21 protein-coding genes are annotated in these 17,337 nt (G+C 70.5%); 4 read left to right on the forward strand and 17 right to left on the reverse strand.

Annotated features, from left to right (window positions below; all coding sequences use genetic code 11):
• Positions 1-179: 179 nt before the first annotated feature.
• The 3 genes from ACZ7M2_RS20760 to ACZ7M2_RS20770 form a co-directional block, all read right to left on the reverse strand.
• Complete coding sequence (locus ACZ7M2_RS20760; RefSeq protein WP_471596465.1) at positions 180-1,436, reverse strand: GNAT family N-acetyltransferase; 1,257 nt, start codon at positions 1,434-1,436, stop codon at positions 180-182.
• A 187-nt stretch (positions 1,437-1,623) separates the two neighbouring features.
• Positions 1,624-2,601, reverse strand: coding sequence for an asparaginase (locus ACZ7M2_RS20765; protein WP_471596466.1), 978 nt, complete (start codon positions 2,599-2,601; stop codon positions 1,624-1,626).
• Positions 2,602-2,838: 237 nt separating this feature from the next.
• Positions 2,839-3,570, reverse strand: a complete 732-nt coding sequence (locus ACZ7M2_RS20770) for an RsiG family protein (protein ID WP_471596467.1) — start codon at positions 3,568-3,570, stop codon at positions 2,839-2,841.
• A gap of 258 nt (positions 3,571-3,828) precedes the next feature.
• Between ACZ7M2_RS20770 and dtd the strand changes: the two genes are divergently transcribed.
• Complete coding sequence (gene dtd / locus ACZ7M2_RS20775; RefSeq protein ID WP_471596468.1) at positions 3,829-4,266, forward strand: D-aminoacyl-tRNA deacylase; 438 nt, start codon at positions 3,829-3,831, stop codon at positions 4,264-4,266.
• A gap of 27 nt (positions 4,267-4,293) precedes the next feature.
• Here the strand turns inward: dtd and ygfZ are convergent, their stop codons facing one another.
• The 6 genes from ygfZ to ACZ7M2_RS20805 form a co-directional block, all read right to left on the reverse strand.
• Positions 4,294-5,259, reverse strand: coding sequence for a CAF17-like 4Fe-4S cluster assembly/insertion protein YgfZ (gene ygfZ / locus ACZ7M2_RS20780; RefSeq protein WP_352044009.1), 966 nt, complete (start codon positions 5,257-5,259; stop codon positions 4,294-4,296).
• A 9-nt stretch (positions 5,260-5,268) separates the two neighbouring features.
• Entirely contained in the window at positions 5,269-5,706 is a 438-nt protein-coding gene (locus tag ACZ7M2_RS20785) for a Fur family transcriptional regulator (protein ID WP_352044008.1), read from the reverse strand.
• Positions 5,707-5,790: 84 nt separating this feature from the next.
• Positions 5,791-6,366, reverse strand: coding sequence for a heme-binding beta-barrel domain-containing protein (locus tag ACZ7M2_RS20790; RefSeq protein WP_352044007.1), 576 nt, complete (start codon positions 6,364-6,366; stop codon positions 5,791-5,793).
• A 248-nt stretch (positions 6,367-6,614) separates the two neighbouring features.
• Positions 6,615-7,553, reverse strand: a complete 939-nt coding sequence (locus ACZ7M2_RS20795; RefSeq protein WP_471596469.1) for a hypothetical protein — start codon at positions 7,551-7,553, stop codon at positions 6,615-6,617.
• Positions 7,550-8,467: a hypothetical protein gene (locus ACZ7M2_RS20800; RefSeq protein ID WP_471596470.1), complete on the reverse strand. Its 918-nt coding sequence runs from the start codon at positions 8,465-8,467 to the stop codon at positions 7,550-7,552. The genes ACZ7M2_RS20795 and ACZ7M2_RS20800 overlap by 4 nt, the downstream gene beginning before the upstream one ends.
• Positions 8,464-9,291, reverse strand: coding sequence for a hypothetical protein (locus ACZ7M2_RS20805; protein WP_471596471.1), 828 nt, complete (start codon positions 9,289-9,291; stop codon positions 8,464-8,466). Before ACZ7M2_RS20805 ends, ACZ7M2_RS20800 begins: the two co-directional genes overlap by 4 nt.
• Positions 9,292-9,426: 135 nt before the next feature.
• On the opposite strand from ACZ7M2_RS20805, the gene ACZ7M2_RS20810 reads away from it, so the two are divergent.
• Entirely contained in the window at positions 9,427-9,789 is a 363-nt protein-coding gene (locus tag ACZ7M2_RS20810; RefSeq protein WP_101407995.1) for a DsrE family protein, read from the forward strand.
• Between the two features lie 19 nt (positions 9,790-9,808).
• On the opposite strand, the gene ACZ7M2_RS20815 is transcribed toward ACZ7M2_RS20810, so the two are convergent.
• The 8 genes from ACZ7M2_RS20815 to ACZ7M2_RS20850 all read right to left on the reverse strand — a co-directional run bounded on the left by ACZ7M2_RS20815 (position 9,809) and on the right by ACZ7M2_RS20850 (position 15,150).
• Complete coding sequence (locus ACZ7M2_RS20815; RefSeq protein ID WP_403689619.1) at positions 9,809-10,069, reverse strand: DUF3099 domain-containing protein; 261 nt, start codon at positions 10,067-10,069, stop codon at positions 9,809-9,811.
• Positions 10,070-10,157: 88 nt separating this feature from the next.
• Entirely contained in the window at positions 10,158-10,445 is a 288-nt protein-coding gene (locus tag ACZ7M2_RS20820; protein WP_054232391.1) for a DUF1416 domain-containing protein, read from the reverse strand.
• A gap of 30 nt (positions 10,446-10,475) precedes the next feature.
• On the reverse strand, positions 10,476-11,315 hold the full coding sequence (locus tag ACZ7M2_RS20825) for a sulfurtransferase (protein ID WP_471596472.1): 840 nt from the start codon (positions 11,313-11,315) through the stop codon (positions 10,476-10,478).
• 140 nt (positions 11,316-11,455) lie between these two features.
• Positions 11,456-11,536, reverse strand: a complete 81-nt coding sequence (locus ACZ7M2_RS20830) for a putative leader peptide (RefSeq protein ID WP_350310325.1) — start codon at positions 11,534-11,536, stop codon at positions 11,456-11,458.
• 250 nt (positions 11,537-11,786) lie between these two features.
• Entirely contained in the window at positions 11,787-12,539 is a 753-nt protein-coding gene (locus ACZ7M2_RS20835; protein WP_471596473.1) for an LmeA family phospholipid-binding protein, read from the reverse strand.
• A 138-nt stretch (positions 12,540-12,677) separates the two neighbouring features.
• Positions 12,678-13,895, reverse strand: coding sequence for a hypothetical protein (locus tag ACZ7M2_RS20840; protein ID WP_471596474.1), 1,218 nt, complete (start codon positions 13,893-13,895; stop codon positions 12,678-12,680).
• Between the two features lie 8 nt (positions 13,896-13,903).
• Positions 13,904-14,158 (reverse strand): MoaD/ThiS family protein, encoded by a 255-nt coding sequence (locus ACZ7M2_RS20845; protein WP_054232388.1) that lies wholly within the window; start codon positions 14,156-14,158, stop codon positions 13,904-13,906.
• 83 nt (positions 14,159-14,241) lie between these two features.
• The gene (locus ACZ7M2_RS20850; RefSeq protein WP_352043999.1) at positions 14,242-15,150 is read right to left on the reverse strand and encodes an alpha/beta hydrolase; all 909 of its coding nucleotides are present in this window, start codon (positions 15,148-15,150) and stop codon (positions 14,242-14,244) included.
• Between the two features lie 285 nt (positions 15,151-15,435).
• Between ACZ7M2_RS20850 and ACZ7M2_RS20855 the strand changes: the two genes are divergently transcribed.
• Both ACZ7M2_RS20855 and ACZ7M2_RS20860 read left to right on the forward strand, forming a co-directional pair.
• On the forward strand, positions 15,436-16,227 hold the full coding sequence (locus tag ACZ7M2_RS20855; RefSeq protein ID WP_352043998.1) for a response regulator transcription factor: 792 nt from the start codon (positions 15,436-15,438) through the stop codon (positions 16,225-16,227).
• A gap of 71 nt (positions 16,228-16,298) precedes the next feature.
• Complete coding sequence (locus ACZ7M2_RS20860; RefSeq protein ID WP_352043997.1) at positions 16,299-17,321, forward strand: LacI family DNA-binding transcriptional regulator; 1,023 nt, start codon at positions 16,299-16,301, stop codon at positions 17,319-17,321.
• Positions 17,322-17,337 lie beyond the last annotated feature (16 nt).

Genomic DNA, 17,337 nt, shown 5'->3' on the forward strand with positions numbered 1-17,337 from the left:
CCCTCCGGAGGGGAGCCGGGAGCTCGGTCAGTCCGTACCACGCACCACCGCACCACCGCACGGCTACGGATGCAGTGCACCACCACTCACCGACGGAACCGGAAGGAGCACCACACCCCCCTTACAGACCGCACCATTCGGAATCGGAACCGGAATCGGAACCGGAATCAGCATCGGAATCAGAAGATGTCCGGGCACCACGGTCGCCTGGACGTGCGGAGCAGGGCGTCGGCGACGACGGCGGCGCCCTCTCGTTCTTCGTGCACCCGCCCGAGCGCGGCGAGCCGCACCGCCGACTCGTCGCCCAGCCACAGGGCCGCCAGCTCACCCACGTTCAGGGTGAGATCGGCGGCCGTCGTGGTCGGTGCGCAGGCCGCCCCGTCGGGTCCGGCCTCCAGGCGGTAGCGCCCGGCGGACAGTCCGTCCCCGTCGGTGACGTCCAGGACCAAGGTCCCGGACCCCGCGTACGTACGCGCCTCCAGAGCCCGTACGACGTCCAGGATCCGCACCCACAGCCAGTCCGCCTGGGTCGTGATGCGGGCGGCGCGCGGATCGGGGAGGAAGTGCGGGAGCAGGTCGTCGGGGGCCCGCCAGCCGGTCTTGACGTGGGCGATCCAGTCGATCGAGCAGAGGTACCGCCACAGGGCGCGTTCGGCCGCAGGGGTCACCGTGATCAGCCAGTTCACCTCCGCCGTGTTCAGCGGTTGCTTGACGTCGCCCCAGTTGTCGTCCGACTCGTACGAGACCAGGCCCTCGACCTCGCCGGTCGCCGAGCGGTACACGGCGTAGAAGGGCTCCTTCCAGGAGTCGCCGCTCAGACTCAGTGCGCCGGTGTTGATCTGCCACCAGCGCTCGTCGCGGCTGACCGCGCCCGGCTGGGTGCGACGGAGGCGGTCGTGCAGGTCCGGGCCGAGCTTGCGTACGTCCTCGCCGTCCACGAGGTCGATACGGGCGCCGTCGGCCGGCCCGGACCAGCGGGGGTCCAGGCCCGACCTGGAGACGTCGATGGTCCACTCGGTGGCGGTGGTGGCCTGGCCGAAGCCGTACCGCCCGTAGATCGGGTACTCCGCGGCGATGAGGGTGGCGACCACGTCGCCGCGGTCCTTCGCCGCGGTGAGGTCGGTGGCCATCATGCGGGTGAGGAGGCCTCGGCGGCGGTGGGTGGGGGTGACGGAGACGTTGGTGATGGCGTCGGCGGGGACGGGGGTGCCGCCGACGGTGGTGAGCTGCTGCGGGAACGATCGGAAGGTGGCGACACAGCGGCCGGTGTCGAACGCGCCGAGGGTTCGCTGCGGGAGGATGCTCGAACCGCGGTTGGTGATCTCCTGGTCCGAAACGGCCGGGGAGCGTAGGAACCCCGTGTTCAGGGCGCGGATCCAGGCCGCGATCTCGGTCTCTGTGATCGTTCGTACGTCGATGTCTTCGCGACGGCTCATGGGGGCACGCTAGGGCGCCGAGCCCGCCCCTGTCGCACCGTTTTCGCCCCCGCCGCCCCTACCCGGCCCATCCCCGGGGGCTCCGCCCCCAGACCCCTGGGTGGGTTCCTCGGCTGCGGGTGAGTGGGGGCTGACCGCGCGATTCCCCGCGCCCCTGGCGGGGGCGAGGAACGTTTGGGGGCCGGGCCTAGAACGTCGCTCGGATCGCGCCCACCTCGACGCCTCCGCCTGTCAGGGGAGCGTGGCCGATGGTGGAGAGGATGGGGGATTGCGTGCCCAGGAGGGACAGGGCGCGGGCGAGGACGGGCCCGAGTGCTCGGGTGGCGCCGTCGTCGATCTTGAAGGCGAGGGCCCTGCCGTCGGGAAGGGCCACCGCCTGGACCGCCTCCGCGCCCATCTTGGAGAGGGCACCCGGTATCTCGCGCATGAGCCAGGTGTCGGGACGGCGCGTGCCGGCGACGTACTCGGGGTGGGCGCGCATGGCGTCGGCGACACGGCGTTCGGCGGAGCCGGGGGCAGCGAGGACGAAGGACCGGAAGGCACGGGCGAGGCCGGTGAGGCTGATCGCCATCAGCGGCGCACCGCAGCCGTCCGTACCGATCGCCGCCACCGACTCCCCCGCCGCCTCCTCGACCACCGTGTGGATGAGCTGCTGGAGCGGATGCCCGGGGTCCAGGTAGGAGTCCAGGGGCCAGCCTCGCAGCGCGCACACCGCGAGCATCGCCGCGTGCTTGCCGGAGCAGTTCATGGTGACCCGGTCACGGACCGCGCCGCCGGCGAGATACGTCTCCGCCTCCGCCGGGTCCAGCGGCAGATCCGGCGGGCACTGCAACTGCCCGGCGTCCAGCCCGTGCTCGGCCAGCATCTTCTGGACGAGATCAAGGTGGAAGGCCTCCCCGGAGTGGCTGGCGGCGGCGAGAGCCAGCCGTTCGCCGGCCAGGTCCAGCCCCGCCCGCAGCACACCCGCCGCCTGCATCGGCTTGTTCGACGAGCGCGGGAAGACCGGCGCGGTCACCTCGCCCAGCGCCAGCTCGACCGACCCGTCCGCGGCCAGCAGCACCAGGCTGCCCCGATGCCGCCCCTCGACGAATCCCGAACGGACGACCTCGGCGAGAACAGGCGGTATGAAGGGGTCTGCGGGGACGGCGGGAGCGGCGGCGGGCATCGGCGGTGGCCTTCCATGACAGGGACCCGCCCGGTGATCGAACCGCGGCGCCGTACGGGAGGTTCCCGATGGCGTGTGCCCGGCCGAGCCCCACGACCGCGACCCGGGCCGTTCCCGGGCGCGACCGCCGCGACCGCGGAACCGGGCGCGGCCATGGGGCCCGGCCCCGGATGTCCCGGAGCGCCGGCGCCGCCACAGCCCTCGCACGCGCCGCCGGGATCGCCGGGGGCCACCGCGTCACATGAGCAGGTCGTCTACTTGTGCTTCCCCATCACGGTACCTGCGGGCGATCTCGGCGCTGCAATCGTCGGCGGTGCGCTGCAGGTGCTGGCGCCGCCGGGAGACCTGCTGCTCATAGCGCACCAGCCGTCCCATCCCCGCGCCGAGCTCGTCGTCCGTACGTGCTTCCAGGTCCGACAGCTCCACCTCGGCGAGCATGTCCGCGGCCAGCCGCCGGTACTCCTCGCCGTACGGTGTGCCCACTGTCACATGGCGGGCCGACGAACGGTGCCGGGCGGGCGCGTCCGTGAGGATCTCGGGGAGCCGGTCGACGACCGACGCCTCACGGAAACCGGAGCCGGAGCCCGAGCCCGCTCCCCTCACCCCGGCCGGACGCAGCCCCGGACTCGTTCCCAGGCCCGAGACCAGCGGCGCTCCCGGCGTCGCGGAGGGCGCCCGCAGTCCCCCGCGGCGCGCCAGCTCCGCCCGCAGGATGTCGATGCGCCCCTGGAGCAGCCGCCGCACATAGCTGAGGTCGGCCTCGTCGCGCTGCGCGTCGCGCCGCAGGGTCCGCAGTTCGGGCAGCCGCAGCAGGGGCAGCTCGGGCGCGGGTGGGTCCGGGTGCAGCGGGCTGTCGGTGCGCTGCACGGGAGGACGATGAACCCCCGAACGACCGCCTCCCGCCCGCGGACTCGTACGGGTCAACGACACAGCCCCGGGCGGCTGCTGCCCGGTACTCGGTGTGCTCATGTGCCTCTACCGTCCCCTCGACCGGCGCGGTCCACCCCACGGTTGCACCGCAACACACGCATCGTGCCACCCCAAGTGGCCGCTATGTGACCGAGTGCCCCCGATCGGCCCCAGATGGGGGGGTAAGGAGCAAAAAGAAACCCCCAAAGGACCCCTCGAAAGAGGTCAGGGGATCACACGCGAAAGCAATGAACCCCGTGACCCGAAAGCATTGAGCCCCGTGAAGGGGGGTCCGTACCGCACGGCATGATGGTTCCCATGCGTGCGGTGGTGCAGAGGGTGGACGGCGCGAGCGTCGTCGTGAACGGGGAACACGGTCCGGAGACGGTCGGGGCGATCGACGGCGAGGGGCTGTGCGTCCTCGTCGGTGTCACGCACGACGACACCAAGGAGAAGGCGGCCCAACTCGCCCGCAAACTCTGGTCCGTCCGGATGCTGGCGGACGAGAAGTCGTGCTCCGACATCGACGCGCCGCTGCTCGTCATCAGCCAGTTCACCCTGTACGGCGACGCCCGCAAGGGCCGCCGCCCCACCTGGAAGGCGGCCGCCCCCGGCGAGGTGGCCGAACCCCTCGTCGACGAGGTCGTGGCCCAACTCCGCGCGCTGGGCGCCACGGTGGCGACGGGCCGGTTCGGCGCGCAGATGCGCGTCTCGCTGACGAACGACGGCCCGTTCACCGTGCTCCTGGAGATGTGACCCAGGAAGTGCGACCCGCCTGAGCCCCTACGGCTCGACCACGACCTCCTGCGCCGCCGCCGTCGTGTCCGCCAGCAGCCGCGCGTCCAGCGGCACGTTCCGCTTCACCAGGCCGAGCGCGATCGGGCCGAGCTCGTGGTGGCGTACGGAGGTGGTGATGAAGCCGATCTTCCGGCCGTCGGGGCCGTCGTCCGCGAGGCGCAGTTCGGCGCCGTGCGGCGGCAGATGGACCTCGCTGCCGTCCAGGTGCAGAAAGACGAGCCGGCGCGGGGGCTTGCCCAGGTTCTGTACGCGGGCGACGGTCTCCTGGCCCCGGTAGCAGCCCTTCTGGAGGTGCACCGCGGTGCCGATCCAGCCCAGCTCGTGCGGGATCGTGCGGTGGTCGGTCTCGAAACCGAGCCGCGGGCGGTGGTGTTCGACGCGCAGTGCCTCGTAGGCCAGCAGCCCGGCCGCTGGACCGGCCTTCTCGGCGTACGACTCCAGGTCCGTACGCGGCAGGAAGAGATCACGCCCGTACGGCGTCTCGCGTACGACCACGCCCTCGGGGACCTCCGCGATCGAACCGGCCGGCAGGTGCACGACCGCGAAGTCGTCCGTGCGGTCGGCGGTCTCGACACGGTAGAAGAACTTCATCGACTCCAGGTACGCGAGCAGCGCGTCCTGGGTGCCGGGTTCGACGTGGGCCCAGGTCGTGGTGCCGTCGTCGACGAGGTACAGCGCGTGCTCGATGTGGCCGTGCGCGGAGAGGATCAGCGCCTCGGTGGCGCGGCCCGCCGGGAGGTCCGTGACGTGCTGGGTGAGCAGCAGGTGCAGCCAGCTCAGCCGGTCCTCACCGGTGACGGCGACGACGCCGCGGTGCGAGAGGTCCACGAAGCCGTTGCCGTCGGCGAGGGCACGCTGCTCGCGGAACAGGTCACCGTAATGGGCTGCGACCTGTTCATCCACGCCTTCGGCGGGGACGGCGCCGGGCAGGGACAGGAGAGGGCTCTTCATACACCTAGCCTACGACTTGGTAGTTGAACTCTTGAGAGAACAGTCCTTGCACCGGCCGAAGATCGCGAAGTGCTTCATGTCCGTCTCGAAGCCGAACGTGTCCCGGAGCTTCGCGGTGAACTCCGCGGCGACCGAGATGTCGGCCTCGATGACGTTCGTGCAGTCCCGGCAGACCAGGTGGATGTGGTGGTGCCGGTCGGCGAGGTGGTAGGTCGGCGCTCCGTGCCCGAGGTGCGCGTGGCTGACCAGATCGAGCTCCTCCAGGAGCTCCAGGGTCCGGTAGACGGTGGAAATGTTGACCCCCGACGCCGTCTTCCTCACCTCGATGAGGATGTCGTCGGGGGTCGCGTGCTCCAGGGTGTCCACAGCTTCGAGGACAAGCTGGCGCTGCGGCGTCAGCCGGTAGCCGCGCTGCCTCAGGTCGCTCTTCCAGTCGGTGCTCACCACACAGGAAGTCTAGGACCATTCCGGGATGTGACGACCTGAGGAGAGCCGCCGAACCGGCCGCACCACTTCCGAACTGCTTCCTGACTACTTGAAGAACGCGATTCCGTCGTCCGGCATGTCGTCCGGGAGAGCCTTGGCCCAGCGCTCGACGTCCTCCGGAGTGACGACCTTCTTCAGGTGCGCGGACATGTAGGGGCGCAGCTCGACCTCGGGGGTCTGCTTCTCACCGACCCACATGAGGTCGCTCTTCACATAGCCGTAGAGGCGCTTGCCACCGGTGTAGGGACCCGAGGCCGCCGTCCGCGCCACGGCGTCGGTGACCAGGTCGATCTGCGGCGTCTTGGCGGCCAGGTCGCCGTACCAGATCTCGACGACACCGTCGTCGCGGGTCATGACGACCTCGACCTTGCGGTCGGAGTCGACGCGCCAGAAGCCGGACTCGGTCTCCAGCGGCCGGACCTTGTTCCCGTCGGCGTCGAGCACCCAGGTGTGCGACTGGTACTCCAGGAAGTCGCGCCCGTCGTGGGTGAAGGTGACCTCCTGCCCGAAGTTGCACTTCTCGGAGCCGGGGAAGTCGTGAACGCCCGCACCGGCCCAGTTGCCGAGCAGGAAGGCAAGGGGAAGCAGGTCCTTGTGCAGGTCGGACGGGATCTCGATCATGAGCTCGGCAGTTCCTCGATGGGGGTCAGCGCTGGCCCTGGTACAGCTTCTTCACGGCCAGTCCGGCGAAGGCGAGCACGCCGACGCAGACCAGGACCAGCAGGGTTTCGAAGAAGATCTCCACGGGGTGCTCCTCGGATGAGCGGGGTGGGCGGTACAAGAGCCGAGCCCCAGCTTAGTGGGCCGGGGCTCGGGGCTCTCTGCGAGGTACTCCTGGGCGGTTCTCCGCGAGGTACGCCCGGGTGTGTTCAGCCGAGCAGCTGGCTCTGGAGGACCACCGTCTGCTGGAACGGCACCGCCTTCGCGGCGCCCTTGCGGGACTGCACGACCAGGGCGAGGGTGTCCCCGGCCGAGAGGTACGCCTGGCGGACCTGCTCTGCGCCGTACGGCTTGACCTCGTCGTACGCGTGACGGATCACGTCGTCGACCGCGGCACGGTCAGGGAACCGGTCGTCGGCCATCGTCCGCTCGGCGCCGCGCAGCGCGTAGATCGGTGCGGTGTAGCTGGTCAGCCCGGGCGAGTTCACCTCGTCCGCGACGACGACCGAGTCGAACTGCAACAGGTAGATCCGTGTGTGCGTACCGTCCGGCGTCGTCCAGCCGCGCGCCGCGATGTGCCGCAGACCGTTGTCGGTCAGCTGCTGCCCGATCGTCTCCCGGTCGTCCCGCGTGGCGTACTCCGCCAGGAACGTCTTCGTCGCCAGCCAGCCGTCCGTCCCGCGCAGCGCCGCGTCGACGTGTGCGCCCTTCGGGGCGGGCAGCACGAGCCGCCGCAGGTCGGCGTAGTGGGTGCCGGTCCTGTTCGACTCGGCGAGCGGGCGCGGGCTGCCGGAGGGCAGCGGCGGCCGGGTGATCGTCGGGTAGTCCCAGCGCCCGTCCGACTGCGTCGCCAGACCGGGTACGTCGGTGCGGTCCATGCGGGTGATGCCGTACGCGACCGACGTGCCGACCGCCGCGAAGACCGCGGTGGCGGCGGTCCAGCGCAGCAGGGCCCGCAGCACCCGACGGTCCTTGCGCACCGGGGCCGGCGCCTCCTCGGGCGCGGGTGGCAGCGCGACCGGTACCTCGACCGGAGTCGTGGTCCCGTCCTCGACCGGAGTCGGCGTCGCGTCCTCGACGGGCGTCGACGTCCCGTGCTCGACCGGCGTCGCCGCCGCGTCCTCGGCGGAGTTCGTCTGCTCGGTCATACCGCCTCCCCCGGCTCGGCGATGCGGTCGAGCTGCTCACGCAGCAGCATCGCGACACCCTTGGTGTTCAACGGCTTGGCCCCGTAGGCGGTCGCGCTGACCAGCACGTCCCCCTGGTAGGCGGAGCAGACCATCATGTCGAGCTTCTCGTCCTTGTCCTTGGGCGGCAGGAAGCACTCGGCGTTCTTGTGGCCCTTGATCTCGGGCCCCTTGCGGAAGATCTTGAGGGCGTCGAAGAACTCGTTCTGGAACGTCGACATGCCCTTCACCGCCGCCTTGTCCTCGATCTGGGCCAGCTCGACGCTCATGGTGAAGCCGGTGTCGGCATACAGCGTGGAGCTGAACCCGCTGGAGGTGCTGAGGTAGCTGCGCATCGCGATGCCCTTGGTGCGCTGCTTGTCGATCCGCTCCTCCAACTCCCGCCGCTGGGAACGCGGCAGATCGCGCAGCGCCTCCTTGCGCAGCGCGGTGGCCTCGGGCCCGCTGAGCGAGGCGTCGGAGCCGAACTCGCCGATGTCCGGGCCCCGGCTCCAGCCCTCGGTGCCGTAGGGCACGAGCATCGCGGCGAGTCCCGAGGCGGTCTTCGCCGTCTTGGCGTCGTTGGGGGCGGGAACCGGGAAGGTCCAGGAGGGCGCGCCGGGGTCCCGGTCGGCGTCCTGGACGGTCACGACGGTGTACCCGGCGCCGCCGAGGACCGCCGCGACGAGGAGCACGGAACCGGCGACGGCGGCGATGCGCCCCCGGCGGAGGGGTTTCCTGGGCTTCTTGACGGGGGCGATGGATTCGGGCGCGACGGGTTCGGGCGCGATGGATTCGGGCGCGGGCTGCTGAACCGGCTTCTCCTCGCGCTCCTGAACAAGCTCCTCGACGCGTTCCTGGACGGGCTGCTCGCTCATCGGTTGCTCGTCGGTCACAGCCGCTCCATCTGCCGCTCGGCCAGGTCCATGATCTTGGCCTTGGGAATCGGCTTGGTGTCGTAGATCCAGATCTCCATGGCGATGTCACCGCGCCAGGCGTGCGCCTCGGCCTCGTACATCGGGAGGTAACCGGGCTTCGTGTCCGGCTTGGTGTGGACGTAGGCCATGCCGTCGCCCGTCCCCGGGACGGCCCAGACATGGGTGCCGCTCTTCGTGTTCGCCCAGTAGCGGCCCTCGGCGGCGGCGTCGGAGGCGCCGAGTTTCTCCTCCTGCCGGTACTGGATGAGGCGGACCTCCACGCTGTACGTGCTGCCCACCATCCAGCCGGTGGCAGTCGCACGCCGGAACTCGGCGCTGATCAGGTCGCCGAAGGCGTTGGCCGGCTTGGTGTACTCCTCCGCGTAATCGGCGATGCCCATCCAGCCCTTGTCGCCCGGCACGTACGCGGCGTCCCTCGTCCCCTTCGGCCGCTTGACCAGCAGCTTGCGCAGGTCGTCGTCGGTCTTCACCCGGCGGTCCTGTGCGGCGGACAGGGGTTCGGGACCGGCGCCCCTGGCCTGGGCGACCACGGGCTGCGAGAGCGACGGCAGCTTGGTCGGCTCCCGGTCGGCCTGGATCAGAAAGCCGGCACAGGTACCCCCGACCAGCCCCAGCACGGCGGCCGTGGCGATCAACAGGGCCGTACGCCCCCGCCGACGCACGCGAGGCGCTTCCTCCCGGATCTCCTCCTGGAGCTCCTCCTGGGTCTCCCCCTGGGTCTCCTCACGGATTTCCTCAGGGATCTCCTCGCGGATCTCCTCATCCATCTCTTCGACTTCCACGACATCCCCCCACGGAACGCGACGCACGGATTCCGTATCCGCGCGCACAGGAGACCCATGGGAATCTCACGGGGTTGTAAGGGGCATGATCACGATTCGGACTCTCCCCGAACGCTCCCGGACTACCATGCGGCCATGGCGAAGAAGCTCGTGATCAAGGTGACGGCGGGGGCCGATGCCCCCGAGCGCTGCTCGCAGGCGTTCACGGTCGCGGCGGTGGCCGTGGCGAGCGGGGTCGAGGTCTCCCTGTGGCTGACCGGCGAGTCCTCGTGGTTCGCGCTGCCGGGCCGGGCCGCCGAGTTCGAGCTGCCGCACGCGGCGCCGCTGCCCGATCTGATCGACTCGGTCCTGGCCGCGGGCCGGCTCACCCTGTGCACCCAGTGCGCGGCGCGCCGGGACATCACGGAGAAGGACGTCATCGACGGCGTACGCATCGCGGGCGCCCAGGTGTTCGTCCAGGAGGCGATGGCGGACGAGACCCAGGCGCTCGTCTACTGAAGGAGCCGCGCGCGCCCTCCTACGGGCGGCGCTTCTTGCCGTCGAGCTCGTCCCACCACTCGTCGGACTTCTGATCCCCGGACGGGTCGTCCCACCAGCGGTCCTCGGGCCCCCGCCGGTTGGCGACCACCGCGGCGAACGGCGGAATCACCATCGCCACCACACACATCCCCACGGCCACGGGAATCGACCAGATCCTTACGACTCCCCAGGCCAGGACGAAAAGACCGATGCACGTCCCCATCATGGCGAAGTAGACGTGTCGCCGTCGTGCGTACATACCTCAAGCGTAGGCCCGTACATGCCGAAGGGCCGCACCCCGAGCGTCCAACCCTGGGGTGCGGCCCTTCGGCCACTCAGAGGTGCCGTCAGACGGCGATCGCGACCTCGGCGAGGCCGCCCGTCTGGGCGACGACCGTGCGGTCCGCGGTGCCACCGGGGACCAGGGCGCGTACGGTCCAGGTGCCCTCGGCCGCGTAGAAGCGGAACTGGCCCGTCGCGGAGGTGGGGACCTCCGCCGTGAACTCGCCGGTCGAGTCCAGCAGGCGCACGTAACCGGTGACGGGCTCGCCGTCGCGGGTCACCTGGCCCTGGATGGTGGTCTCACCGGGCTTGATCGTCGAGGCGTCGGGGCCGCCGGCCTTCGCTCCACACATATTTCGATTCCGTCCTTCAGGCCTTGAGGGTTACTTGTTGGCGCCGAGCTCGATCGGGACGCCGACCAGGGAGCCGTACTCGGTCCAGGAACCGTCGTAGTTCTTGACGTTCTCCACGCCGAGCAGCTCGTGCAGCACGAACCAGGTGAGCGCGGAACGCTCACCGATACGGCAGTACGCGATGGTGTCCTTGGCGAGGTCGACCTGCTCGTCGGCGTAGAGCTCCTTTAGCTCGTCGTCCGACTTGAAGGTGCCGTCGTCGTTGGCGTTCTTCGACCACGGGATGTTGCGGGCGCTCGGGACGTGGCCCGGACGCTGCGACTGCTCCTGCGGAAGGTGCGCCGGGGCGAGCAGCTTGCCGCTGAACTCGTCGGGCGAGCGGACGTCGACCAGGTTCTGCGAACCGATGGCCGCCACGACGTCGTCACGGAAGGCGCGGATCGCGGTGTTCTGGGCCTTGGCCTTGTAGTCGGTCGCGGCGCGCTTCGGGACCTCGACGACCAGGTCGCGGGAGTCGAGCTCCCACTTCTTGCGGCCACCGTCGAGGAGCTTGACGTTCTCGTGGCCGTACAGCTTGAAGTACCAGTAGGCGTAGGACGCGAACCAGTTGTTGTTGCCGCCGTAGAGGACCACCAGCGTGTCGTTGGCGATGCCCTTCTCCGACAGGAGCTTCTCGAAGCCCTCCTGGTCGATGAAGTCACGGCGGACCGGGTCCTGGAGGTCCTTGGTCCAGTCGATCCGGATCGCGTTCTTGATGTGGTTCTTCTCGTACGCGGACGTGTCCTCGTCGACCTCGACGATGGCCACGCTCGGGTCGTCCAGGTGGTCCTGGACCCAGTCGGCGTCGACCAGGACGTCGCTGCGGCTCATGCTGTTTCTCCTCCGGGGCAGTTGCGGCGGGGCGGTGCGTTAGACAGAGGGTGCGCGGTCATGCCTGTCGAGGCTGCGCGGCGCGCACGGGGTCCCTGACGAAGAGAGGCCAGGGGAGGGCGGACGGACGAATGTCCCGCTCAGAAGGTGCGACAGAGCATGGCGGCGACGCGGCACAGGTCTACTGCCCGCCGCTTCGTGAGATCCGCCTGTCGCTTCATGGGTCCGATCGTAGGGACGGACAGGCGGGCATGTCACCGGTGTGTCGGATGCTGAGATGCGATCGTCCGGGATGTGAGACGCCTTCACTACCGGGGCGGCCCCCGCGGGGATTCCGGGTGCCCGTGTCCGTCATGACGCCGACCGCACATCTGCGGTACGGACGGGCACGTCTCGCCCCTCGGACAGCGCCCCGGCCGCGGTCTCCCTGCCCTCCGGCCTCTGCCGTCTGCCCTCCGGCCGCTGGCCCTTCTACCCGACCAGCTTGACGTTCGAACCCTTCACGGAGACGTCCACGCCGTTCGCCGCCGCCTGGACCGTGTCGAGCTGGATGCCGCCCGGCAGCTCGCCGATCTTCTGCTCGAAGTCGGTGATCGCGCGCACCCGGTTCTCGGCGAGGGCGACGCCCAGCTTGGGGAGGGAGTCGGCGTGCACCTTGACCGTGTTGCCGCCGACCACCGTGACGGTGCTGAGCACGGAGACCGGCTGGGGCACCTTGGTGCCGCCGATGCTGACCTCGACCGCCACCTTGATCTTGCCGTTGCCGCCGTCGGAGAGGCCGACGACGCGGGCGGTGACCTCGGGACCGACCTGCGTGGGCTGGGACTTGGCGGTCTTGAGCAGCTCGGCGTACCCGATGGACGCGGAGCCGGTGGCGCTGTCGGCGGTGGCGGAGCTGTAGTCGCCGTTGAAGGTGACGCCGTGCATCTCGGCGTTCAGGTCGTCGATACGGATGGTGCCGGTGCCGCCCGCACTGCCCGCGCCGCTCGTCGACGCCTCGTAGTCCTTGATGCCGATCTTCACGTCGTCGAGTTCGCCACCGACGACCTGGGTGAGGAAGGGGAAGCCCTCGATGGACACGTCCGGCGTGCCGGCCAGGCCCTCGGTGCTCTTGATCCGGTCCGCAGCCTTGTTCTCCGCGAAACCGACCGCCACCCGGTCCGCGATCACGAACAGGCCGCCCAGAATGACGGTGACGATCAGGATTATTCGCAGTGCACGCATGCGCGGTGTTCCCCACCTCGAACGGATCCGGACGACCGAGTGGCCCTCCCTCGCGAACGTAACCCCGAAGGGCCCCGCGACGGGGGCCCTCCGAAGTAGTTGTAGATCACCTGTGACGAACAGCCACCGGCCCGGTTTCTAGCCGAGCGCGCGGCCCAGCAGGTACACCGCGGGGGCCGCGGCGGCCAGCGGCAGGGCCACGCCCGCGGTGAAGTGGACGAAGCGGGACGGGTAGTCGTAGCTGGCGACCCGGTGGCCGATCAGCGCGCAGACCCCGGCGCCGAGGCCGAGGAAGGCCCCCTTGCTGCCCAGGTCCGTCATCCCGCCGATCGCGATACCGGCGCCCGCGGCGGCCAGCAGCGCCACCACCACGGAGGCCGCGGTGGGCAGCGGCAGGGCGCGGGCGAGGATCGCGACGGCGACCGCGGCGGCGCCCACCGTGACGGCGTCCGGCTCGGCCGCGAGGTGCCCGGTCGCGATGATCGCGAGCGCCGCCGAGGTGACGGTCGCCATCAGGCCGTACATCCGGGTGTCCGGGTCGGCGTGGCTGCGCAGTTGCAGGACGAGGGTGAGCAGGACCCACACGCCGAGGGTGCCGAGGATCGCGGCGGGCGCGTTCTCCCGGCCCGCCGCGAGGAGCGCGACGTCCGCGGTGACCGCGCCGAGGAACGCCAGCGCGATGCCCTGACGGGCCGGCCACATCCCGTTCAGGCGGAACCAGCCCGCCGCGGTGACGGCCTGGAGGAGGACGAGGGGGACGACGAGGGCGTACTGCCCCATCGCCGCCGTCCCGGAGAGCAGCAGCCCGAGCACCGCGGTGAGCGCGGCGGGCTGGATGCCGGGTTCGATGATCGGGGAGCGGCCCTCGGCGCGGGCGCGCTGGGCGTCGGTGACGCGGGCGTTGCCGGTGATGGTCGGGGGGCCGTAGCCGGAGGCGGTGTCAGGGGTGACCGCGCCGGTGCCGGTGCCTGTGCTGGTACTGGTGCCGGGCGCCTGTTGGACGGGGGGCTGGTACGCGGGAGTCCACTCCGGTGCCGGTGCGGGTGCCGGCGTCGGCGTCGGTGCCTCCTGCGGCAGCGGCTGCCCGACCGTGCCGTACGTCTGCGGCTCGGGGTACGCCTGGTAGCCCTGCGGCGGCAGATACGTCGTGTCCGCCGTCGGCATCGGAGGCTGCACCTGGGTCTCCCAGGTCTGCCCCTCCCACTGCTGGGTGTGCTGCTGCCACTCGGGCTGCTGCGGCGGCTGTTGCTGCTGAGGCTGCCCCTGCCCCTGCCGCTGTTGCTGCTGAGGCTGTGGATACGGGTCGTACCCCTCGTAGGGACCCTCGTACCGGCCCTCGTACGGCTGGTCGCTCATCGTCTCGCTCACCCTCCTGCGAACGGCGGGAGCACCTCGACCGTGCCGCCCTCGGCCAGCCGTACGGTCTCATGTTCGCGCGTGCCCACGGGGTCACCGTCGATGAGGAAGGAGCATCGCCGCAGCACGCGGACGAGTTCGCCGGGGTGTCGCACGCGGGCCGCGTCGAGCGCCTCGGCGAGCGTGCCCGCGTCGTACGGCTCCTCCGCGACACCCGCCGCGGCCTTGGCGGCGGCCCAGTAACGCACCGTGCCCTTTGCCATCTCTTTCCTCAATCGGTGTTTTCCGTGACCACGGATCAGTCATCGGTGGTTGGTCATCAGTGGTTTCTGTGAACACGGTCAGGCTAGCCCGCCGCCGCGACGGCCCACGCCCCGATACGGCCGAGCAGCTCGTCGTCGGCCGCGTGCTCGGCGTGGCCCATACCGTGCTCGATCCACAGTTCGGCGTGGCCGCCGGAGGCGGCGGCGAGCATCCGCGGGTGGTCGACCGGGAAGTAGCCGTCCTGGTCGCCGTGGACGATCAGCAGCGGAGTGGGCGCGATGAGCGGGACCGACTCGACCGGGGAGGTCGGCACCGGGTCCCAGTCACGGTGGTGGATCCGGGTGCGCAGGCCGTATCGGCCGACCGCGCGGCCCACCGGCCGGGTTACCAGCCAGTGCAGCCGCCGCATAGGGGCCGTACCCCGGTAGTACCAACGGGCGGGTGCGCTCACCGAAACCACGGCGTCCGTACGCGCCCCGGTGCGCCCCTCGTGCTCCATCTCCGCGCCCCGGTCCGGGCCCCCCTCGGAGTCACCGTCCGGGCCGCGGTGCAGCGCCGCGTGCCGCAGCACCACCGAACCGCCCATCGAGAAGCCGACGGTGGCCACACGCGTGTGCCCGAGTTCGCGGGCCCAGGCCACCGCGGCGGCCAGATCGTGGACCTCGCGGTCACCGACCGTGGAGCTGCCGCCGGAGGCGCCGTGACCACGGAAGGAGAAGGTGACCACCGCCGCGTGCCGGGCGAGAACGGCCGCGGCGTGACGCACGTGCGGACGGTCCAGATCGCCCGTGAAGCCGTGCGCGACGACAATGACCACATCGTTCAAGCCAGTGGCCGAGTCACCAGAAGGCCGCGTTCCAGGGTCGTACGCCGCGTCGATCGTCACCCCGTCGACCGTGTGCAGAAACCTCCGCAAAGGGGCGCGCGCGGGCGTCTCAAGGGGTGGACGATCGGAAGATCCCGTCGCTTGACCTGCCGGACCTGAGCTCATGTGGGCTATTCTGCTGGGCAGAGGACTCGGGCAGCGAAGCCCCCGGGTCCTTTTGTGCTTTCTGAAGCGTTGTATACGAAGCGGGAAACCGCAGGTGTACGAAGCCCACGAACGCACAGAACGTGCGGCGACCCCCCGTGGGCCGTCCGGCGACTCCCAGGGGCGCGGGAGCCGCACCGTAGGAAGCAGTGCCGCAAACGTCCTCGCAGGGACCGAGGAGGAACCAGACGTTATGGGCGAGCGAACCTTGCATGACCGTAGGACGACCCAGGCAGGTGGGGCGCGATGAGTTCTCTGCTGCTCCTGACCAATGCTCTTCAGCCGTCGACGGAGGTGCTTCCCGCTCTCGGCCTGCTCCTGCACAACGTGCGAGTGGCTCCGGCGGAAGGCCCCGCTCTCGTCGACACCCCCGGCGCCGACGTCATCCTGATCGACGGCCGGCGCGACCTCCCGCAGGTGCGCAGCCTGTGCCAGCTGCTGCGCTCGACCGGGCCCGGCTGTCCGCTGATCCTCGTCGTGACGGAGGGCGGCCTCGCGGCCGTCACCGCCGACTGGGGCATCGACGACGTGCTCCTGGACACCGCGGGACCGGCGGAGGTCGAGGCGCGGCTGCGGCTGGCCATGGGCCGCCAGCAGATCGTCAACGACGACTCCCCGATGGAGATCCGCAACGGCGACCTCTCGGTCGACGAGGCGACGTACAGCGCCAAGCTCAAGGGCCGGGTCCTCGACCTGACCTTCAAGGAGTTCGAGCTCCTCAAGTACCTCGCGCAGCACCCGGGCCGTGTCTTCACGCGCGCCCAGCTGCTCCAGGAAGTCTGGGGCTACGACTACTTCGGCGGTACGCGGACGGTCGACGTCCACGTGCGACGGCTGCGCGCGAAGCTCGGACCCGAGCACGAGTCGCTGATCGGTACCGTCCGGAACGTCGGTTATCGATTCGTTACACCTGAGAAGGTGGACCGCGCCGCGGACGAGGCGAGGGCCAGGGCGGCCCAGCCAAAGCCGGAGGATGCGGACGAGACGGCGCACCTGGACGCCGTCGAGGTGGTCGAGGCGGCGGCGGAGGCGCAGTAGGCGATAACGGAGGCGCAGCAAGCCTCCGTACGCCCTGCCCAGCGGCGGGTCCATCCGCGTAGACTCCGCGCGTGGCCAAGGTGACGAGGGACGATGTAGCGCGACTGGCGGGTACGTCCACCGCTGTTGTCAGCTATGTCATCAACAACGGACCGAGGCCGGTTGCCCCGGCCACGCGCGAGCGCGTTCTCGCCGCGATCAAGGAACTGGGGTACCGGCCCGACCGGGTCGCCCAGGCCATGGCCTCGCGGCGGACCGAGCTCATAGGCCTGATCGTGCCGGACGCGCGCCAGCCCTTCTTCGGGGAGATGGCGCACGCGGTCGAGCAGGCCGCCGCCGAGCGCGGAAAAATGGTGCTCGTCGGCAACTCCGACTACATCGCCGAGCGCGAGGTCCACTACCTGCGCGCCTTCCTCGGTATGCGGGTCTCCGGGCTGATCCTCGTCAGCCACGCGCTCAATGACAACGCTGCCGCGGAGATCGACGCGTGGGACGCCCGCGTGGTGCTGCTGCACGAGCGCCCCGAGGCCATCGACGACGTCGCCGTCGTCACGGACGACATCGGCGGCGCCCAGCTCGCCACCCGCCACCTCATCGAACATGGCTACGAATATGTGGCCTGTCTCGGCGGCCTCGCGGAGACCCCGACCGTCGGCGACCCGGTCTCCGACCACGTCGAGGGCTGGCGGCGCGCGATGCAGGAAGCCGGGATCCCCACCGAGGGGCGCCTCTTCGAAGCGCCGTACAACCGCTACGACGCCTATCAGGTCGGCCTCCAGATCCTCGGCGGTCCCGACCGTCCGCCCGCCATCTTCTGCTCCACCGACGACCAGGCGATCGGCGTGCTGCGCGCCGCGCGTGAGCTGCGCATCGACGTGCCGGGGCAGCTGGCCGTGGCCGGTTTCGACGACGTCAAGGAAGCCGCGCTGACGGATCCGCCGATGACGACGATCGCCTCCGACCGGTCGGCGATGGCGCGGGCCGCGGTGGATCTCGTACTGGATGACGGGTTGCGGGTCGCGGGGTCGCGGCGCGAGCGGCTGAAGGTGTTTCCGTCGCGGTTGGTCGTCCGGCGTTCTTGCGGGTGCGAGTAGCTCCGCTGGTGGGGCG

The organism is Streptomyces sp. NPDC111507 (assembly GCF_055638955.1).

Excerpts from the sequence above, each read along its gene's own strand:
- ACZ7M2_RS20760 (WP_471596465.1), bottom strand. The coding sequence starts at position 1,436 with ATGAGCCGTCGCGAAGACATCGACGTACGAACGATCACAGAGACCGAG.
- ACZ7M2_RS20765 (WP_471596466.1), bottom strand. The coding sequence starts at position 2,601 with ATGCCCGCCGCCGCTCCCGCCGTCCCCGCAGACCCCTTCATACCGCCT.
- ACZ7M2_RS20770 (WP_471596467.1), bottom strand. The coding sequence starts at position 3,570 with ATGAGCACACCGAGTACCGGGCAGCAGCCGCCCGGGGCTGTGTCGTTG.
- dtd (WP_471596468.1), top strand. The coding sequence starts at position 3,829 with ATGCGTGCGGTGGTGCAGAGGGTGGACGGCGCGAGCGTCGTCGTGAAC.
- ygfZ (WP_352044009.1), bottom strand. The coding sequence starts at position 5,259 with ATGAAGAGCCCTCTCCTGTCCCTGCCCGGCGCCGTCCCCGCCGAAGGC.
- ACZ7M2_RS20790 (WP_352044007.1), bottom strand. The coding sequence starts at position 6,366 with ATGATCGAGATCCCGTCCGACCTGCACAAGGACCTGCTTCCCCTTGCC.
- ACZ7M2_RS20795 (WP_471596469.1), bottom strand. The coding sequence starts at position 7,553 with ATGACCGAGCAGACGAACTCCGCCGAGGACGCGGCGGCGACGCCGGTC.
- ACZ7M2_RS20810 (WP_101407995.1), top strand. The coding sequence starts at position 9,427 with ATGGCGAAGAAGCTCGTGATCAAGGTGACGGCGGGGGCCGATGCCCCC.
- ACZ7M2_RS20815 (WP_403689619.1), bottom strand. The coding sequence starts at position 10,069 with ATGTACGCACGACGGCGACACGTCTACTTCGCCATGATGGGGACGTGC.
- ACZ7M2_RS20820 (WP_054232391.1), bottom strand. The coding sequence starts at position 10,445 with ATGTGTGGAGCGAAGGCCGGCGGCCCCGACGCCTCGACGATCAAGCCC.
- ACZ7M2_RS20825 (WP_471596472.1), bottom strand. The coding sequence starts at position 11,315 with ATGAGCCGCAGCGACGTCCTGGTCGACGCCGACTGGGTCCAGGACCAC.
- ACZ7M2_RS20830 (WP_350310325.1), bottom strand. The coding sequence starts at position 11,536 with ATGAAGCGACAGGCGGATCTCACGAAGCGGCGGGCAGTAGACCTGTGC.
- ACZ7M2_RS20835 (WP_471596473.1), bottom strand. The coding sequence starts at position 12,539 with ATGCGTGCACTGCGAATAATCCTGATCGTCACCGTCATTCTGGGCGGC.
- ACZ7M2_RS20840 (WP_471596474.1), bottom strand. The coding sequence starts at position 13,895 with ATGAGCGACCAGCCGTACGAGGGCCGGTACGAGGGTCCCTACGAGGGG.
- ACZ7M2_RS20845 (WP_054232388.1), bottom strand. The coding sequence starts at position 14,158 with ATGGCAAAGGGCACGGTGCGTTACTGGGCCGCCGCCAAGGCCGCGGCG.
- ACZ7M2_RS20850 (WP_352043999.1), bottom strand. The coding sequence starts at position 15,150 with ATGAGCTCAGGTCCGGCAGGTCAAGCGACGGGATCTTCCGATCGTCCA.
- ACZ7M2_RS20855 (WP_352043998.1), top strand. The coding sequence starts at position 15,436 with ATGAGTTCTCTGCTGCTCCTGACCAATGCTCTTCAGCCGTCGACGGAG.